Source organism: Paenibacillus antibioticophila (assembly GCF_000455265.1).
Lineage (GTDB): Bacteria > Bacillota > Bacilli > Paenibacillales > Paenibacillaceae > Fontibacillus > Fontibacillus antibioticophila.
The window spans coordinates 2,902,984-2,921,114 of record NZ_HG005139.1 but is presented as its reverse complement, the minus strand read 5'-3'; the positions used below and the strand labels follow the sequence as shown (position 1 = coordinate 2,921,114).

Here is an 18,131-nt window from a genome sequence, read left to right as displayed (position 1 = left end):
GAGAAGTAAACTGTTATGGGTAAAAGATTCAAGAAAAGAAGTGTTCTGGTTCTTAGTGTTTTGTTAGCGCTTACATCTATGAATTTTGGGACAAGTTCTACCTTGGCTTCTACTTCATCGCCATCATCGGCTTCCGATTACAATTATGCGGAGGCTCTGCAAAAATCTATTTATTTCTATGAGGCGCAGCGTTCAGGAGTATTACCGGAGGATAACCGGGTGGAATGGCGCGGGGATTCGGGGCTTCAGGACGGTGCGGACGTGGGGGTTGATCTTACGGGCGGCTGGTACGATGCCGGAGATCATGTGAAATTCGGCTTCCCGATGGCAGCCACTGCTACTATGCTGGCCTGGTCGGTGTACGAGTATCGTGAGGGCTATGAAAGAGCTGGACAGCTGGACGAAATTCTGGATAACATCCGCTGGGCTACGGATTATTTCATCAAGGCGCATACGGCCCCGAACGAGCTGTGGGGACAAGTGGGCAATGGGACGGCGGACCATAACTGGTGGGGTCCGGCAGAGGTTATGCCGATGGCCCGGCCGGCCTACAAGATTGATGCGGCGAATCCGGGCTCTGATCTTGCCGGGGAGACGGCTGCCGCGCTGGCTGCTTCCTCAATTATTTTCAAGGATAGCGATCCGGGTTATTCGGCCTTGCTGCTTCAACATGCGAAGGAATTGTATCAGTTCGCAGACCAGTATCGGGGCAAATACTCGGATAGCATTACGGATGCCAGAGCGTTCTATCAATCCTGGAGCGGCTATGCTGATGAATTGAGCTGGGCTGCTGTGTGGCTCTACCTGGCTACCGATGATCCGGATTATTTGGATCAGGCGATTGAGGCTAGTGATGAGTGGGGAACCGATCAGCAGGGCAACTGGGACTACAAATGGACCCATGCCTGGGATGACAAGCACTACGGCGCCCAATTGCTATTGGCACGGATCACCAATGACCCGCGCTTCGTCCAATCTACCGAGAAGAGTATGCAATTTTGGACAACCGGGGTGAGCGGAACCGGCGAACGCGTCAACTATACGCCTGGCGGGCTGGCTCACCTGGACCAATGGGGAGCGCTGAGATATGCCGCGAATCAGGCTTTCCTGGCCTTTGTATACTCCGATTGGGTCAGTGATCCTGTGAGCAAGCAGACGGCCCGCTCATTTGCAGAACAACAGATTCTATATATGCTGGGCGATAACCCGAGACAAAGCAGCTATGTGATCGGGTACGGCAACAATAGCCCGGAGCATCCGCATCACCGGACCTCTCACGGCTCTTGGAGCGACAGTCAGAACGAGCCGGCCAATCATCGTCATATTTTATATGGAGCGCTAGTCGGAGGCCCGTCCGTCACGGATGCCTATACAGACTCCATTAGCGACTATGTCTCCAATGAGGTGGCCACGGATTATAACGGCGGATTTACCGGAGCATTAGCCAAAATGATGCTGCTGCACGGCGAAGGCGATCAGCCGCTAGCTTCGTTCCCGGCACCTGAGGAGCGCGAAGATGAGATGTTTGTCGAGGCTTCGGTGAATGCGAGCGGGAGCAATTTCATTGAGATTCGTGCCCTGCTTAACAACCGTTCAGCTTGGCCGGCGCGTGCCAGCAGCGATATGTCCTTCCATTATTATCTTGACCTGGAGGAAGTGATCGCAGCCGGGTATGGTCCGGAAGATGTAACCGTCACGGCCGGTGGTTACAATCAAGGAGCTACTGTGTCGCAGTTGCTGCCCTTTGATGAGGACAACTATATTTATTACACCGAGGTCGATTTTACAGGAACCTCAATATATCCGGGCGGACAGTCGGCATTCCGTAAGGAAGTGCAATTCCGGATTGCAGCTCCGCTGAATACCGCCTTCTGGGACAACAGCAATGACTTTTCTTATCAAGGCCTATCCACAATCGGCTCATCGCCAGTCAAGACGCCTTATATTCCGGTGTTCGATGGAGGAGTTCAAGTGTTTGGCGAGCTTCCATCTGGCGGAGGCACCCCAGGCATCCCCTCCATACCGGCGGCTCCCCGGGGAGTAACGGCGAAGGCAGGAGACGGGCTTGTGCAATTAACATGGAATGCGGTTAGCCGTGCGGATGAATATGTGGTCAAACGTTCGGAAACGAGCGGCGGCCCCTACATCGAAGTTGAAGTGACTTCGAGTACCTCCTTTACGGACAGCGGTTTAACTAACGATGTGACTTACTACTATGTTGTTGCAGCGAGAAATGAGGTTGGTGAAGGCTCCCCTTCGGGCCAGGTCAGCGCCAAGCCACGGGAGCTTCCGGCTCCGGTGGAGGGGGATTTGGGGCTTGAATATCGCACTAGCGATACCCAGGCCGGAGATAACCAGATTCGGGCGCAATTCCGCATTCAAAACCATGGGGAGGAAGCGATCCCGCTCAACCAAGTGAAGCTGCGTTACTATTATACGATTGATGGGGACCAGGCCCAGCAATTCCATTGTGATTATGCTGCGGTTGGCAGTGGCAATGTGACGGGCACCTTTGTCAGCCTGCCTGATCCTGTGACCGGTGCTGATCATTACGTGGAGGTTGGTTTTAGCACGGCTGCAGGTACTCTGGCTCCGGGCGCAAGCACAGGCGATATCCAAATTCGCATCAATAAGAGCGATTGGACCAATTACAATGAGCTCGACGATTACTCCTACGATGGCAGCAAGCAAAGCTATGCTGCTTGGGATAAGGTAACCCTTTATCAGAACGGGTCTTTGGTATGGGGGATTGAACCCTAAATTATATTTGAGAGGATGATCACATTGATACTGTCCAAGGCTTTCAGGAAACCAGCTTCATTCCTATTATCGACAGCATTGACATTCTCACTTTTTACAGGAGGGATGTTCGGAGCGGCTACGCAGGCTCAGGCCGCTTCGCCTGAAGAGACTCGCTTTCTGCAGTTGTATACTCAACTGAAAGATCCAGGCAACGGTTATTTCTCTTCGGAAGGCATACCTTATCACTCTATCGAGACCTTGATCAGCGAAGCACCCGATTACGGACATATGACGACCTCCGAGGCCTATAGCTACTGGCTGTGGCTGGAGGTCCTGTATGGGCATTACACGGGAGATTGGGAGCCGTTAGAGGCCGCTTGGGATAACATGGAGAAATACATCATCCCGGTCAATGAAGGCGATGGCAAGGAAGAGCAGCCGACCATGAGCTACTACAATCCGAACAGCCCGGCCACCTATGCTGCGGAATATGGTCAACCTGATCAATATCCGAGCCAGCTCAGCGGACAATATGCAGCGGGGAGAGACCCGCTGGATGCTGAACTTAAGGCCACATACGGGAATAACCAGACGTATCTGATGCATTGGCTTCTCGACGTGGACGACTGGTACGAATACGGCAATTTGCTCAATCCGGATCATACCGCTACCTATGTGAATACCTTCCAAAGAGGGGAACAGGAATCGGTATGGGAGGCCGTGCCGCATCCTTCCCAGGATGGTAAGACCTTTGGCAAGGCAGGGGAAGGCTTCATGTCCCTGTTCACCAAGGAGGCGAATGCTCCGGCGGCACAATGGCGTTACACCAACGCCACCGATGCTGACGCGCGTGCAATTCAGGCCATGTATTGGGCCAAGTCACTCGGTTATGACAATGAGGTCTATTTTGAAAAAGCGAAAAAAATGGGCGATTACTTGCGCTACGGTATGTATGACAAGTACTTTCAGGAAATCGGCAGCGCTGCGGACGGAAGTCCCTCCGCAGGCAACGGCAAGAATGCCAGCCATTATCTGATGGCCTGGTATACGGCCTGGGGTGGAGGCCTCGGCAATACAGGCAATTGGGCATGGCGCATCGGGGCCAGCCACGCTCATCAGGGCTACCAGAACGTGGTGGCTGCGTATGCACTCTCCGATCCCGACAACGGATTGATCCCGAACTCGCCAACAGCCGGTCAGGATTGGGCGACTTCACTCTCACGCCAACTGGAATTCTATACCTGGCTGCAATCCAGCGAGGGAGCGATAGCCGGCGGTGCTACCAACAGTTATGATGGCGCTTACAAGTCCTACCCAGCCGGGACAAGCACGTTCTATGGCATGGCCTACGACGATGCCCCGGTATATCATGACCCGCCATCCAACAACTGGTTTGGTATGCAGGCCTGGGGAGTAGAGCGGATCGCCGAGCTTTATTATATCCTGGCCTCCAGCGGAGATACTAGCTCGGATAACTTCCGGATGGCCAAGCAAATCACGGAGAACTGGGTTGATTGGTCGATGGATTACGTCTTTACTGACCAGCGTCCTGTCACCGATAGCGATGGCTACTATCTGGATCAGCAAGGCAATCGTGTGCTTTGGGGAGACGATCCGCAAATCGCTACCGTCCCGGCTCCGGGCGAATTCTGGATTCCTAGCAATCTGGAATGGTCCGGCCAGCCCGACACCTGGAGCGGCTTTAGTAATCACACCGGCAATGCTAATCTTCATGTAGTGACAAAAAATCCGGGCCAAGATACCGGCGTGCTCGGCAGTTATATCAAGGCGCTTACCTTCTACGCAGCAGCCACCAAGGCCGAAGAAGGCAGCTTCACAGCGCTGGGCTCGCAGGCGGAAGGGCTCGCCAAAGCCTTGCTGGATACGGCATGGAACTACAATGACGGCATCGGCATTGTCACGACAGAAGAGCGTGGCGATTACAACCGTTATTTCACGAAAGAAATCTATTTCCCTGATGGTTGGACGGGTACATTTGGTCAAGGAAATACCATTCCGGGCAATGACACCGTACCATCCGATCCATCGAAAGGCGGCAATGGTGTCTATGCCAGCTACGTTGACGTTCGTCCAAACATTGTCAATGATTCGCAGTGGGCATATCTGCTGGACAAGTATACGAACTCATGGAATCCGCAAACCCAAACCTGGGACGACGGAGCTCCTGAATTCGTCTACCACCGCTTCTGGTCTCAAGTGGATATGGCAACGGCTTATGCTGAATATGCCCGCTTGATTCAGGGGGGAGGCGGAGGTCCCGTGGAGCCGGTGGCTCCCAAAGCTCCAACCAATTTGAAGGCCGTCTCCGGGGATGCCCAAGTGGAGTTAAGCTGGAGCAAATCCTCTGGGGCGGAGGAGTATACGGTCAAGCGTGCCGAGGTGAGCGGCGGGGCCTATAGCCCAATCGCTACGGTGACTACGAACGCCTACACGGACCTTGACGTAGTCAATGATACCACCTATTACTATGTGGTTAGTGCCACCAATGCGGTAGGAACCAGCCCGGATTCGGCCGAGGTCAGTGCCACGCCGAACTCCAAGCCGATCCCGACGGGTGAATTGAAGGTTCAGTACCGAACGGATGACACGGGAGAGAATGATAACCAGATTCGGGCGCAATTCAAGGTCGTGAATAACGGAACCGAGACGGTATCGCTGAGCGATGTGAAGGTGCGCTACTACTATACGATTGATGGAGACGCCTCTCAGCAGTTTAATGTGGATTACGCGGTCGTGGGCAGCGGGAACGTGAGCGGCAGCTTCGTGAAGCTGGAACCTGCGTTACCTGGAGCAGACTATTATTTTGAAATAGCCTTTGCCCCAACTGCCGGGACTCTGGCACCGGGAGAGGATTCCGGGGAGATCCAGATTCGTATCAATAAATCGGATTGGTCCAATTATGCGGAAGCGGATGATTATTCCCGTGATGCGTCGAAGACTTCTTATGCGGATTGGGACAAGGTGACCGCCTATCTTGGCGGCAGCCTGGTGTGGGGGATAGAGCCCTAATCTTTCGCGACGCTAACTCTTGATAGGGTGAAAAAACGGTGGGTCCTGGCACTAGATTGATTGCGCCGGGACCTGCTGTTTTTATGTTTTAACTTACACCTCGTATAAACTCTGAGCAAACCCCGGAAGCCACGGACCCCGTAGGGGAAGACCGTTATGGGCAGTGTTGGGATGCGATTCAAATCTTCTTGAGCAAGCGTATCAACAATCGCTTGGACCGTAGAATCACATCCTGTTCCTCATGGCCCGTCCGTTTTTGAAATCATAGCCTGGCCTCAGGTTGTTCGTAGTGGGTAAGGATGGTTCATTTTAGCATAAGCAGGGGGATTGAGTGGGATGGGGGAAGGTGGATAAGAACATAAAAAGACGCACGGTTAAATGAATCGAGCGTCATCTTTTTGTAAAAGATCAAGATATTATTTTATGGCTCTAAGAAAAAGCTGTAATAGCGCGTATGCATCTTTACGTTGCATATCTGTACATTGATTTAGAGCATCAAAGATTAGCTTTGTTTCATCATTATTATGGGACTTGTCCAAATGGCCTAAAAGAAGCTGATCAGGAGATAATTTTAGCAAGGAACAGACTGCAAGCATGGTTTCAATGGACATACCGACTTTTCCACGCTCAATATCAGCGCAAAACTTAGGTACACGTCCTATCCGCTCTGCAAAATCTTCTTGAGAAAGACCTAACGCTTTTCTGCGGGAACGAATGCGTTCACCGATAGCTAATTTATCATAATGGCTCATGTTAAATCCTTCCTGAATCATAGTTTTCAATTACTATTATGTAGGAGTTTTAAATTGACTTTAATGAGTTATAAAGGTACTATTTAAAGTATTTTTAAGATTCCATAGTCTTTCCTCTAAAGGTTGAAGAAATACGCTGTTTGAAGAAGGAGAGATAGAATGCCAGTTCCATTATGGTTCCTTAATGCGATTCGTCAAAGGCTGGAGTTGATCATGCTGGATATTGAACGGCAGTCAGAATGGCATAAGATTCGGGCTGAAGAGCAAAGCGCCTTTGCAGGGATGTTTCCTGGTGAGGATAAAACGAAGGGTGCAGATTATATGGAATGGGAGGACAAGCATCTATTCAGACGAGCTGTGGAAAATGAATGGCTATATACCCAAGGCGTGAAGGATGGTATTCAACTGATTATTGGTATAATGGAAGAAGGGAATAGTAAGTAAAGGTGGGAATGCTTTGATTGGTGCGAACCCCAAGCTCACACGATTTTCCCGGGAGATTCGCACCACGCGCCCCATAAGGGCTCATCGCATTTTAGCCCCTTTTTTGCTATGCTTAAGACAGCCTTTTGCGAGATTCGCACTTTTGAAGCCCTGAGCCCTTGCTTGGCGCGGGCTCATTTGGGGCGGAGTCGCACCTTACGTAGGTGCGTGGATTGAAATAACCAGGAGCCAGATATGCAGTTATATTTGTATGGTCGCACCTTATGTAGGTGCGTGGATTGAAATTCAGCGATCAAATGCGCCGGGTGACAAAGCTCGTGGTCGCACCTTAGGTAGGTGCGTGGATTGAAATCGTATAAACTGCGGGCGTTAATCGGAGGCATAACGTCGCACCTTACGCAGGTGCGTGGATTGAAATGATGCCCAGATGCTGATTGACAGTGCTTGGGATTATTGCTATACGGGAAGCGATGAACATCCAATCCGCAGAAATTTGGATCCTGCTGGCTCGGCCAGAAATTTGACGATAGATGAACTATCCTTAATTGTGAAAATAGTAGTATTGCAAAGCAAAAGCTTTGAGCAGCTATCCGCCGAGCTTGCCCAATGGCCGCTGGTTGTGTCAACACATGGTAATGAAAGATTTTAGATATTAGCCCAACCGGACTCGACAAATGGTCTGGTTTGCAGAAGCTAGGCATAGTAGCTGGGAGCTATACCGCTTTTGGAAATGATGCCAATGATATTTCAATGTTTCAGCATGCCCGCTCCTCCGTGTGTGTTGGGGAGCATGCAGCGCTCCAGAACGTAGCAACGGAGTGCGTTAGTTCTGATTAAGCAGCAGTTCGCTAAGCTGGATGAAATGTTCGACAAATATCGTCATATCATCAAAAGCTGAGATACTAAAAGATAAAGGCAATGAAGTCCTGTTGGAAAATTTTTCATAAATGGTTTGACATCGCAACATAGCTCCTGTAAGATTAAATTAACAGATCCCACCACGCCTCTTAACAATGCGTACCAAGGTGGGCCTTTTATTATTCGGAGGAATTCTATGGGTCAGCAACCATCACCTCTGCTGAAATCCCCTGCTACTTTTGAAGAACAAATTCAAACTTTAAAAAAGCGCGGCCTTGTGATTGATGATGAAGATGTTGCTTTTCGAACATTGCAGCGAATTAATTATTATCGTCTGAGCGCATATGGATTGAGCCTAAAAAACAATAATCGGTTTCACACGGGAGTAACATTTACGCAAATCCATGCACTATATGAATTTGACCATCGCTTTCGCTACCTGATTATGGACATGACCGAGCAAGTAGAAATTGCTTTTCGCACTCATATTTCTTATCGTATTGCTCATACATACGGCGCGTTGGGGCATTTGGAATCAGCACATTTTGAAAACGAGAAATATCATGAAGCTTTTCTTGTTGAATTGGATAAAGAAATCAGAAGATCTCAAGAAATATTCATCAAGCACCATTTCGATAAATATGAAGGAAACATCCCTGTTTGGGTAGCAATTGAAGTGCTCTCGTTTGGAACACTTTCGAAGCTGTTCTCCAATATGAAAAACGAAGATAAGAACTATATTGCAAGAAGCAATTATCAAGCACCGGCAATCTATCTTGAAAGTTGGCTTAAGTGCCTTTCTTATGTTCGCAACATATGCGCTCACTATGGCAGACTGTATAACCGACCGCTTACAAGCAAGCCAAGACTGGATCATCAAGCCAAACAGTTGGGCATTCAACAAAACCGAATATTTGCTCACCTTTATGTTCTCAAGCAACTGATTCCCGAACGAAAAAAATGGAGTGATTTTGTGACTCGGTTGGAAACGCTACTTTCCGAATATAATGATGCCATAGAGTTAGAACGAATCGGATTCCCTGAAGATTGGGAAGCCATACTAATTAAACGGAGTTAAGACGACCTCCCCATGTGGAGGTTTCTTTTATATGCGAGCAAATGCTTGCTGACAGGTAGATGACGTTAGTGTAGAAATTCTGGCTGGGGTGTTTGACTATATTACAATAGGACACTTTGAATTAGCAGAGGATATCGCCGTTATCGATTTGAAAGCTATCGATCATATCAGCCCGTTTATTGAGCAACTGCCCCCGCTGGAACATGCAATCAATAAAGAACATTTGAAGCGAATTAACTTAGAAATTGGTCGACCCTTGAGAAGATATGATAGTATACTGGATTATATCCCAACGCAATATATTGCCGACTTTATCCAAAGTATTAGGTATGAAGGTAAGCCGGAGTATGCTGGGATTGAATACAACAGCACGGTTAAGTTGGACGGATATAATATGGCGATTTTCTATCCGGATATTTTCCAGTGTACCGATATTGAAGTGTATCTTATTAGCGACTTGACCTACGGAAAAGAGAGGATATAGACGACGCATCTGTGTAACCTTATAGTAAATACGCTGGTGCGAACCCCAAGCGAACATGATTTTCCTGGGAGATTCGCACCACGCGCCCCGTAAGGGCTCGCGGGATTTAAGCGATTTTTTCGCTAGATTTTAAAGCGCTATTTTTGAGATTCGCACTTTTGGGCCGCTGAGCCCTTACTGGGTAAGGGCTCATTTATGGCGGAGTCGCACCTCACGTAGGTGCGTGGATTGAAATGCTCCATAGAAAACTCGTCCGTGAGTATCTACAGTCGCACCTCACGTAGGTGCGTGGATTGAAATTTTGTAACATATACACTCTTTTCTTGGTTGTTATCGTCGCACCTCACGTAGGTGCGTGGATTGAAATTTCCTATAGTAAAGGAGACACGTACCACAGTTGAGGTCGCACCTCACGTAGGTGCGTGGATTGAAATCTTGATTGAGTTCCTTACATAAGAGCTTGCCTCGTCGCACCTCACGTAGGTGCGTGGATTGAAATGAACAGTCGATGGCAAATGTGCGCGCTATCTCCCGTCGCACCTCACGTAGGTGCGTGGATTGAAATACCTGTACGTGGTTGTAGGGTGTAATGCTTACGTCGCACCTCACGTAGGTGCGTGGATTGAAATCTCCGCCCATAGGCAGTCATGGCTATTCTTATCGTCGCACCTCACGTAGGTGCGTGGATTGAAATTGGGCAACACGGAGGCAATCGAAGACCTTGGAATTGTCGCACCTCACGTAGGTGCGTGGATTGAAATAAGCACCAACTTTTTTATCCCATAAGCTACTGTAGTGTCGCACCTCACGTAGGTGCGTGGATTGAAATTTGCGCGGCAGCGGCCACGCCAGATATATAATCGTCGCACCTCACGTAGGTGCGTGGATTGAAATAATGGCAAAAGAGACATAGACCTGTCTCTTATGGAGTCGCACCTCACGTAGGTGCGTGGATTGAAATAGATCGACACACTGGCCTATGTACTGATGTTTTGCGTCGCACCTCACGTAGGTGCGTGGATTGAAATTGCCGGATGCGAGTATCTATATTGGAGTAGGACGGGTCGCACCTCACGTAGGTGCGTGGATTGAAATGGTTGATTCCCGAATTAACTTAAGTCGCACCTCACGCAAGTGCGTGAGTTAAAAACCAGAGCAGGGATTATTTTGCGTGCTTCTCTTTTACACTTTGCTTTAAAAAGGATAGAAAGGTTTGTCCCGCTTTCGACAGGTAGGCTGTTTTATTGCTGGCAATGCCTAATTGCAGGAAAATAGGAGGGTTCAGGGGAAATGCCTTGATTCGGGCTGTAATTGGACCGTATATCTCATGGACTTGATTTTACTTACCCAGTAATCAAGTCCATTTTCTTTCTTGGGCAAGTAATCCAGCCTAAATCATCATGTAGCAGATTATTAGGAGTTGCTATCTCTGTTTTCTTTGGGCCTCGTCGATTAACAATTCGGCTGTAAAAAGCGGCAATACGGGTATTTTTTAGAGACTTTTGTTCGTTTTCGAACTCCTCCCAGCGGTTTCCTTACTTCCTGGATAAACGGCTGCTCACGAAGCTAAATGGTTTTCAGAAGGGATTACCGACTTTATACATGTGCTCAGGCAACAATCGGCGGTTCATGAAGTTTTTTTGTACTTCTTCCACTTTCTGATTTTGGCACGGAACGTCTTGAACGGCGCTGCCGAATTGATGTGAATCCAGCGGGCTGCCGGCCAGTTGTCCTTGTTGCCTGTCCACTTGCGGTGGCCCTGTGTGAACAATTCTTCCTCGCTGAACGTGTCGATCCACTGCTGCCATCGCTGCTCTAACTCCCGGAATTGACTGCGCAGCTCGGGCAGTGTCAAAGCGGCGTATTCGTCATAGAATGATTGATACATCTCGCCAAGCTGATTCCACTTGAAGCCTGGAGCGGGCATGCTTACCTCCTTGCCCTTTCGTTCATCCTCATCCCAGCCCATCACCAAATGCATCCAGCCCAGCTGGTAAGCGATAATCTCTGCAGGAGTCCGGTCCACCTCAGGAATTCGTACATCCTTTTCCCCGGGATTCACGTCATCGAACTCTCCATCCAATAACAAGTACAGAGCATGTATAGTCTCCATGAGCTCCTGTTTTGATTCGTATACATAGCTTGCCATATTCGTTCACTCCTACTTTTTTATCCTAGTTATACCATAGGAATGTGACAACAGGATGTCCAGTTTAACAAGGCAGTTCAAAAAGTCATCATTTGATCACAAAGCGGATAAATTCCCTCCGTACAGGCACAGTTGGGCCTCGGCCCACATACAATGAAATGAGCCAGAAAGAAGCGAGGTTATATTCATTGTTATGTGATCCAGCAGGAGGTGCCATCAATGCCTGGTTTGTTTACTGCAATTGCCATGTTCATCAAACAGTTGACGCTGCTCGTCTCTTATGTGAAGAATAACGCCTTCCCTCAGCCCCTAACGGAGGAGGAGGAAGCGAAGCACCTGGAAAGAATGGCCCAGGGCGACCCTGTATCCCGCAATTTGCTGATTGAGCACAACCTGCGGCTGGTTGCTCACATCGTAAAAAAATTCGACAATACCGGCGAAGACCTCGAAGACCTGATCTCCATCGGGACGATTGGTCTGATCAAAGCGATCGAGAGCTACCGGCTCGGTAAAGGGACGAAGCTGGCGACATTTGCAGCAAGATGTATAGAGAACGAGATTCTTATGCACCTGAGGTCGCTGAAGAAAACCCGCAAAGATGTATCTTTGCATGATCCCATTGGAACGGACAAAGAAGGCAATGAGATCACCTTGATTGATATTCTGGGCAGTGATAATGATGAAGTGGCGGACCATGTTGAACTGAAGCTGGAAAAGAGCAAGATCTACCAGAACCTCGACATCCTGGATGAGCGAGAGCAAGAGGTTATTAAAGGGCGATTCGGGCTGGAGCATGGGGGAGAAGAACGGACCCAGCGCGAAATCGCCAAGGAGCTCGGGATTAGCCGGAGCTATGTGTCGCGGATCGAGAAAAGAGCACTCATGAAGCTGTATCATGAGTTTTATAAGAAGAAATAGAGAAAACCAATATTCCTTTTGATTGTCCGATGTAAATTACAGACAAGGAAATGTCAGTAGATTTAGCATATAAAACTCCTCTAAGGAAACTGTGCTCATATCTGTAGGATATGGAGTAGAAGCTTAGAGGATTTTTTATTGAAATAAGAATATGCTTTTTGTAAAAAACAAGATGAAAATGATTCGGATGAGACTAACTGGTCTACTTTGAGGACTCATACGGAGAATTTAGATTAGTTAACTTATGAATACATATATTGAATAAGTATTGATATTCGAGTTTATTTTAAAAATCGGACTATAAAATGACAACATCCGACTTCTATTTTAACTATACTAATATTGAATAGGTTTACTTAAATTAATGGTCAACATTAGGAGATTGGTTGGTATGAAATAAAGAAATGTTTTGTTACATGAGACATCCTCGAAGTTGTATACCATAATGACATCTTTTAAATCAAAATCAAACGATTATGAAAAACTTCCTTTAAACCGAAAATTGGACAGTATCTAACGGACGAGAAGAAATAAACTTAGTTAACAGATTATTAGTTATTAAGATAAGTAACATTAAAGGGAGGCTTCTGTTTGTACAAAGATAGATTTTTTAACTTTTTTTTGGTGGCTTTATGTGGAGTCTTAGGAGGGATTAGTAGCTTTGTTATAGGGAATATTCTCTTATTACGCTATAGCCCCAGAAGCTTTTTGGTAGGTTTAATTATCGTGCAGCTTATTGTTTTACTTTTATTTATTGCTACACTGCGTTATCAGGCAAAGAAGACTAACAGTGAAACACTAGTACCTTTAAGTATTGCTGTATTCGTCATTTTCCTTTTTTTTGCCCCTGCCATAGTAGATAAACTAGATCATTATTTATCTCTCCCCTCCGTAAAGGAGCAAAATCAGGCTATAAAAGAAGTATCAAATACTATAACTCAAACTAACATTCCTTATATTATTGATGAAGAAGAGAGTAAAAAGAGAACCAAGAAATATGGTTCCAGAGTTAATGTTGTTTTAGTAAGAACAAAGGATGGTTTTTTCGAGAAAAATGAGATTGGTGTATTTGTTGATAAGTTGCCAAAAAAAGAAATTGATATAGCCTTTTATACTTTAGGGAAGAAAGATGTATTTGGATTAGGAATTGACCACAACGACATTATTTTTAGTTGCGCTCCATTTGATATATGTAGAGAGATGGGTATTGATTACTAATTAAATGAATTAGGAAAGTGCGAGAGAGTAAGCCCTTTGAATAATTATCTATTCGTATCTGTGTATATTGATAATTGGAGTGAGATTAATAGAGATGTAATTTTTCAAAAAAATATAAAATTCTACATTTGATTTAATAATAATATTAATAGATCGAATTATGGGGGGATTGCATGCATAGGGGAGTTACAAAGAAAATCATAAGAGGTTCACTTTTAATTCTATGGGGCTTGTTTCTAGTTGACTTTGCAATATTAACCCTACTCGGGGGGCTTTATGGTTGGCATAGTAATAGAATTGCAGCATTAATTGCGTTATCACTAACCTTGGCTACTTCAATGGTTCATATTGTTACCTTGATTTTAGTTCGAAAAAAGTTTTCTGCAGGATTTTTAGTTTTCAATGCGTTAATATTTGTTATTCTTCTTGTGAATGGTCCTAGGGTTCAATTTCTTGAAATGCAATTGATAGACTACTTGAAGACACCCACAATATTTTCACAAAATAAGATGATAAAAGAAGTTCAGAGGGAAATCGATCTTAACCAGCTCCCTTTTGTAATTGATATTAAAAAAAGCAAAAGATTAACTTACCAAAATCGGGAAATAGTGATAGTTCTAGAAAAAAGCAAGATAGAAGAACTTCAAAAGGAAGAGTTTGATCAAATTAGAGCGGGTATGTATGGCAGAAAAATCATTCTGGTATTTTCGGATAATAGCGGTGAGAGGGTAATTAGAATAGAGCTTAAGAGGGATCAGACAATTGAATATTGCTCTCCAGAATTAATATGTAATGAGTTTGGAATTGAAATGAAAAAAGAGTAACTTGGTATTTTAAATATCAATAAATCAAGAAAATACAAGAAACTAAGCTTTTTTGAGAACCTCGACATCCTGGATGAGCGAGAGCAAGAGGTAATTAAAGGGCGATTCGGGCTGGAGCATGGGGGAGAAGAACGGACCCAGCGCGAAATCGCCAAGGAGCTCGGGATTAGCCGGAGCTATGTGTCGCGGATCGAGAAAAGAGCGCTCATGAAGTATCATGAGTTTTATAAGAAGAAATAGAGAAAATTATTATTCTTTTTGATTTGCCAGATGTAAATTACAGACAAGGAAATGTCATTAGATTTAGCATATAAAACTCCTCTAAGGAAACTGTGCCCATATCTGTAGGATATGGAGTAACAGCTTAGAGGAGTTTTTTTATTGGAATAAGGAGGTGTTTTTTTGAAAACGGATATGGAAATGATCCGGATGAGACTAACCAGTCTATTTGAGGACTCATGCTGAGATTTAGATTCGCTAACTTATGAGTACAAATATATTGAATAAGTATTGACATTCGAGGTCATTTTTAAAATAAAACTATAAAATGACAACATTCGACTTTTATTTAAACTACACTAATATTAAATAGGTTTACTTAAATTAATTAAATTGGAATTGAGAGTGATTGATTTAGATAGATCATAAGTAGTAATACATGTTTTCTTGTACAAGGAGACAGAAAAAGTGACTGTAGGTCAACTTTTAAGTCTAAATAAGGTTGGTGGATTATGATAAAAAAAATTGCTTTGTTATTAGGAACCTTCTTTATTTCTATTGCCAGCTTTTCGACATTTGTTGGCTTATATGCTTGGAATAGCAATAGAAAGACTGCTGTAATTTACTTAATAATATCATTGGCCATTGTTCTCTGTTATGCAATTTTTTTATTTTCTTTGAGAAAAAAGTTTTCGAGTACCTTTTTAATACTTAATGTTTTGTTATTCATTATCGTTTTTGTAAATGGACCTCAGTTACAACTTTATGCATTTGAATTAAAGGAACAAATTAAATTTCCTACCAAGAAGATACAAAGACAATTAAATCAGGAAGTAGCAACTGCAATTGAAAACTTAAAAGTTCTATATCGAGTTGACTTCGAAAAAAGTGAAGAAATGACTAGACAGAGGAGGGAGCTAGTCACTGTATTAATGAAAAATAATAGAAATGAGATTCAGTCAACAGAAATCAACCAACTATTAAATCAATCTTTTAGTAAGGACGTGTTTCTATCGTTTTATGATTATGCAGCGAGCCATATCGTAAGTCTATATCTTACTAATTATGGAGAAGTGACGTTTTGTTACCCTTACAGTAAGTGTGATGAACTTAAAATAAATTATGAATAGAGGAATTCTTTATGGAAAATTATGGATAAAGAAAGTAACTTCAACCCTAAGGGGCTGGCCGTTTAATGTAACGGGTCCAGCCCCTTGTGCTGTATTCTGAATTTGCGCGGGGTTAAGCCGATTTCTCTTTTGAAAATGCTGCAGAACTGAGCATCGTTCACAAACCCGGAAGCAGCCGATACCTCCGAGATAGGAAGCAGTGTATGGCGCAGTAATGATTTGGCATAATCCAGGCGTTTTAGCAAAAGATAACGGAGCGGGGATAAATGGTAGCGCTCTTTAAACAGATGGCGAAAACGATCGTAGCTGTAGCCGGATAGCTCCGACAGGCTGGATATCGTCAGCCTTTGCAGGAAGTTCTCATCCATATAGTTCATGACATACTGCATGCGATCCTCAGCAGGTAAGGAGGACAGGCCGTCATCCACATTTCTCAGCAAATGAACGATGATTTCTCCGAGCTGCAGGTTCATCAACTCAGCAAAACCTTCCCGTTTGCGCTGAAATTCTTGCTTGATTCGCAGTAAGGTTTGCAGTACGGTGTGCTCCTTGTCATCATCATACACACCTGCAAGGTTCGACAGTCGGGAGTTATCGCAGAGAAAGCCAATGAACAGCACCTCCGCTTCCGCATCCGGCGTATGCTTCTCATCGTGCTTATAACCAGGGGGGATGATAGCAAACGAGGATGTACGGTAATGAAAATTTTTCGCGCCGATGTTGGAGGTCCCTAATGCATTAACGTAATATACGAGTTCATAGCATTCATGCTGATGCGGGGGAATATGCGTATTAGGCTCATGAACAGCATTTACAATATAAAGAACACGATCCATAAAGCACCTCCCTGAAGTAAGAAATTCAATGTCCTGTAGAATCTGCGCGGCATGATTAGCCGAATCGTATAAAAAATTGACCGAATTCTTATAATTTTTTATGTTCATTTTTGTTATGATCTTATCAATTAGACGGAAGTTTATCAACTAGGCTGGCAACCATGTTCGGAAATGAGTCGTAAAAATCTGCAAAGGTCCCATGAAAAAAATACTTTATTCGGAAATAGGAGCGATGAAGGAAAAATGAAAAAGAATGTACTGGTTTTGCTGGTAGCGATGGTAATGGTGCTGGTAACTGCATGCGGCAGCAACACGAACAATCAGGCTTCAACCGGAAACAGCGATTCCAACGGCGGGACAAGCCAGGATGGGAACTTGAAGGTTATTTTGTTGATTCCGGGTACGCTTGGAGACAAATCGTTCTTTGATGCGGCAAATAATGGCTTGAACAAGGTTAAGGAAGAGCTTGGCGCAGAAACCAAAGTGGTTGAGATGGGAACGGACAAGACCAAATGGGAGCCTACCTACAATGATATTGCCGCTCAGGATTGGGATGTGGTTATTTCTGGCGGATCTGAGATTACTGAAATGTTCAACGCTGTAGCAGAAGCAAATCCTGATAAAAAATTCATTAACTATGATACAGATATTGAAGAAGCTCCGGACAATGTGTACAGCATGACTTATGCAACCAATGAGGTATCCTTCCTGGCAGGGGCTGCGGCGGCTTATGCGACCCAGTCGGATATGGAACATGCTAACGAAGACAATGTAATTGGTTTTGTCGGCGGCATGGACATCCCTGGCATTAACGCATTCCTTGTTGGCTACATCCAGGGTGCCCAGTATGTTGATCCTGACGTTAAAGTGGCGGTCTCTTATGCAGGGGATTTTGTTAACCCGGCAAAGGGCAAGGAGCTGTCTCTGATCCAGTATAATTCGGGTGTAGATATTATCTTCAATGTCGCCGGCGGTACAGGCCTTGGGATTTTTGACGCGGCAAAGGAAAAGAAAAAATACGCGATTGGCGTCGATTCCGACCAAGCGATGCTCCTGAAGGATACGGATCCTGAAAAAGCGAATCTGATCGTTACCTCGGCGATTAAAAAGATTGATTCAGCCATTCTGGGTGCAGTGAAGAGACTGAGCGAGGGCACCTTGGAAATGGGCAAACGTGACATTCTTAGCTTTGTAGAAGACGGTGTCGGCATCGCGGAAAATGAGATTTATACAGCCGCTTTCCCGGAAGATGTTCAAGCGAAGATCGAAGAAGTGAAGCAAAAGCTGATTAACAAAGAAATTAAAGTGGATAACGCCATGGGGATGGAAACCTCCGAGGTTGAAGCGATCCGGAATGCCGTTAAACCATAACTATACGCACAATCTGTACGCACAATCTGTCATTCAGCGCAGCAAGAAGTCCTTCAACATGAGGGGCTTCAAGCTGCT

General features: G+C 45.4%; 16 protein-coding genes and 1 CRISPR repeat array. Of the genes, 13 read left to right on the top strand and 3 right to left on the bottom strand.

From position 1 onward, the window contains the following. The first annotated feature begins 15 nt into the window (after positions 1-15). Both TX85_RS13325 and TX85_RS13320 read left to right on the top strand, forming a co-directional pair. The gene (locus TX85_RS13325) at positions 16-2,760 is read left to right on the top strand and encodes a glycoside hydrolase family 9 protein (protein WP_044479589.1); all 2,745 of its coding nucleotides are present in this window, start codon (positions 16-18) and stop codon (positions 2,758-2,760) included. 105 nt (positions 2,761-2,865) lie between these two features. Next, on the top strand, positions 2,866-5,772 hold the full coding sequence (locus TX85_RS13320; RefSeq protein WP_392391842.1) for a glycoside hydrolase family 48 protein: 2,907 nt from the start codon (positions 2,866-2,868) through the stop codon (positions 5,770-5,772). Positions 5,773-6,188: 416 nt separating this feature from the next. On the opposite strand, the gene TX85_RS13315 is transcribed toward TX85_RS13320, so the two are convergent. Further along, the gene (locus tag TX85_RS13315; RefSeq protein ID WP_044479587.1) at positions 6,189-6,524 is read right to left on the bottom strand and encodes a helix-turn-helix domain-containing protein; all 336 of its coding nucleotides are present in this window, start codon (positions 6,522-6,524) and stop codon (positions 6,189-6,191) included. 159 nt (positions 6,525-6,683) lie between these two features. Between TX85_RS13315 and TX85_RS13310 the strand changes: the two genes are divergently transcribed. The 5 genes from TX85_RS13310 (at position 6,684) to TX85_RS13295 (ending at position 9,388) form a co-directional block, all read left to right on the top strand. Beyond that, positions 6,684-6,968: a hypothetical protein gene (locus TX85_RS13310; protein ID WP_044479586.1), complete on the top strand. Its 285-nt coding sequence runs from the start codon at positions 6,684-6,686 to the stop codon at positions 6,966-6,968. A gap of 427 nt (positions 6,969-7,395) precedes the next feature. Further along, complete coding sequence (locus tag TX85_RS26805) at positions 7,396-7,617, top strand: hypothetical protein (protein WP_148444361.1); 222 nt, start codon at positions 7,396-7,398, stop codon at positions 7,615-7,617. 35 nt (positions 7,618-7,652) lie between these two features. After that, positions 7,653-7,805 (top strand): HAD hydrolase family protein, encoded by a 153-nt coding sequence (locus TX85_RS28195; RefSeq protein ID WP_392391825.1) that lies wholly within the window; start codon positions 7,653-7,655, stop codon positions 7,803-7,805. A gap of 217 nt (positions 7,806-8,022) precedes the next feature. Then, positions 8,023-8,904, top strand: coding sequence for an Abi family protein (locus TX85_RS13300; protein WP_044479585.1), 882 nt, complete (start codon positions 8,023-8,025; stop codon positions 8,902-8,904). A gap of 88 nt (positions 8,905-8,992) precedes the next feature. Then, positions 8,993-9,388, top strand: coding sequence for an RES domain-containing protein (locus tag TX85_RS13295; RefSeq protein WP_049894929.1), 396 nt, complete (start codon positions 8,993-8,995; stop codon positions 9,386-9,388). Positions 9,389-9,591: 203 nt separating this feature from the next. Next, positions 9,592-10,538: a CRISPR direct-repeat array (repeat unit 32 nt; unit sequence GTCGCACCTCACGTAGGTGCGTGGATTGAAAT). A gap of 477 nt (positions 10,539-11,015) precedes the next feature. On the opposite strand, the gene TX85_RS13290 is transcribed toward TX85_RS13295, so the two are convergent. Further along, entirely contained in the window at positions 11,016-11,537 is a 522-nt protein-coding gene (locus tag TX85_RS13290) for a ClbS/DfsB family four-helix bundle protein (protein WP_044479584.1), read from the bottom strand. A gap of 219 nt (positions 11,538-11,756) precedes the next feature. Between TX85_RS13290 and sigK the strand changes: the two genes are divergently transcribed. The 5 genes from sigK to TX85_RS13270 all read left to right on the top strand — a co-directional run bounded on the left by sigK (position 11,757) and on the right by TX85_RS13270 (position 15,846). Continuing rightward, positions 11,757-12,455: an RNA polymerase sporulation sigma factor SigK gene (gene sigK / locus TX85_RS13285; RefSeq protein ID WP_044479583.1), complete on the top strand. Its 699-nt coding sequence runs from the start codon at positions 11,757-11,759 to the stop codon at positions 12,453-12,455. Positions 12,456-13,046: 591 nt separating this feature from the next. Next, positions 13,047-13,673 (top strand): hypothetical protein, encoded by a 627-nt coding sequence (locus TX85_RS13280; RefSeq protein ID WP_044479582.1) that lies wholly within the window; start codon positions 13,047-13,049, stop codon positions 13,671-13,673. A gap of 173 nt (positions 13,674-13,846) precedes the next feature. Further along, entirely contained in the window at positions 13,847-14,497 is a 651-nt protein-coding gene (locus TX85_RS13275; RefSeq protein WP_044479579.1) for a hypothetical protein, read from the top strand. 6 nt (positions 14,498-14,503) lie between these two features. Continuing rightward, a complete protein-coding gene (locus TX85_RS25890) occupies positions 14,504-14,737 on the top strand; it encodes a sigma-70 family RNA polymerase sigma factor (RefSeq protein WP_262362652.1) in 234 nt (77 codons plus the stop codon). Between the two features lie 491 nt (positions 14,738-15,228). Then, positions 15,229-15,846: a hypothetical protein gene (locus TX85_RS13270; protein ID WP_044479578.1), complete on the top strand. Its 618-nt coding sequence runs from the start codon at positions 15,229-15,231 to the stop codon at positions 15,844-15,846. 62 nt (positions 15,847-15,908) lie between these two features. On the opposite strand, the gene TX85_RS13265 is transcribed toward TX85_RS13270, so the two are convergent. Beyond that, the gene (locus TX85_RS13265; protein WP_044479576.1) at positions 15,909-16,682 is read right to left on the bottom strand and encodes an AraC family transcriptional regulator; all 774 of its coding nucleotides are present in this window, start codon (positions 16,680-16,682) and stop codon (positions 15,909-15,911) included. A gap of 243 nt (positions 16,683-16,925) precedes the next feature. Here TX85_RS13265 and TX85_RS13260 point away from each other — a divergent pair, with 243 nt between their 5' ends. Continuing rightward, positions 16,926-18,053, top strand: a complete 1,128-nt coding sequence (locus TX85_RS13260) for a BMP family ABC transporter substrate-binding protein (RefSeq protein ID WP_044479574.1) — start codon at positions 16,926-16,928, stop codon at positions 18,051-18,053. Positions 18,054-18,131: the final 78 nt, after the last annotated feature.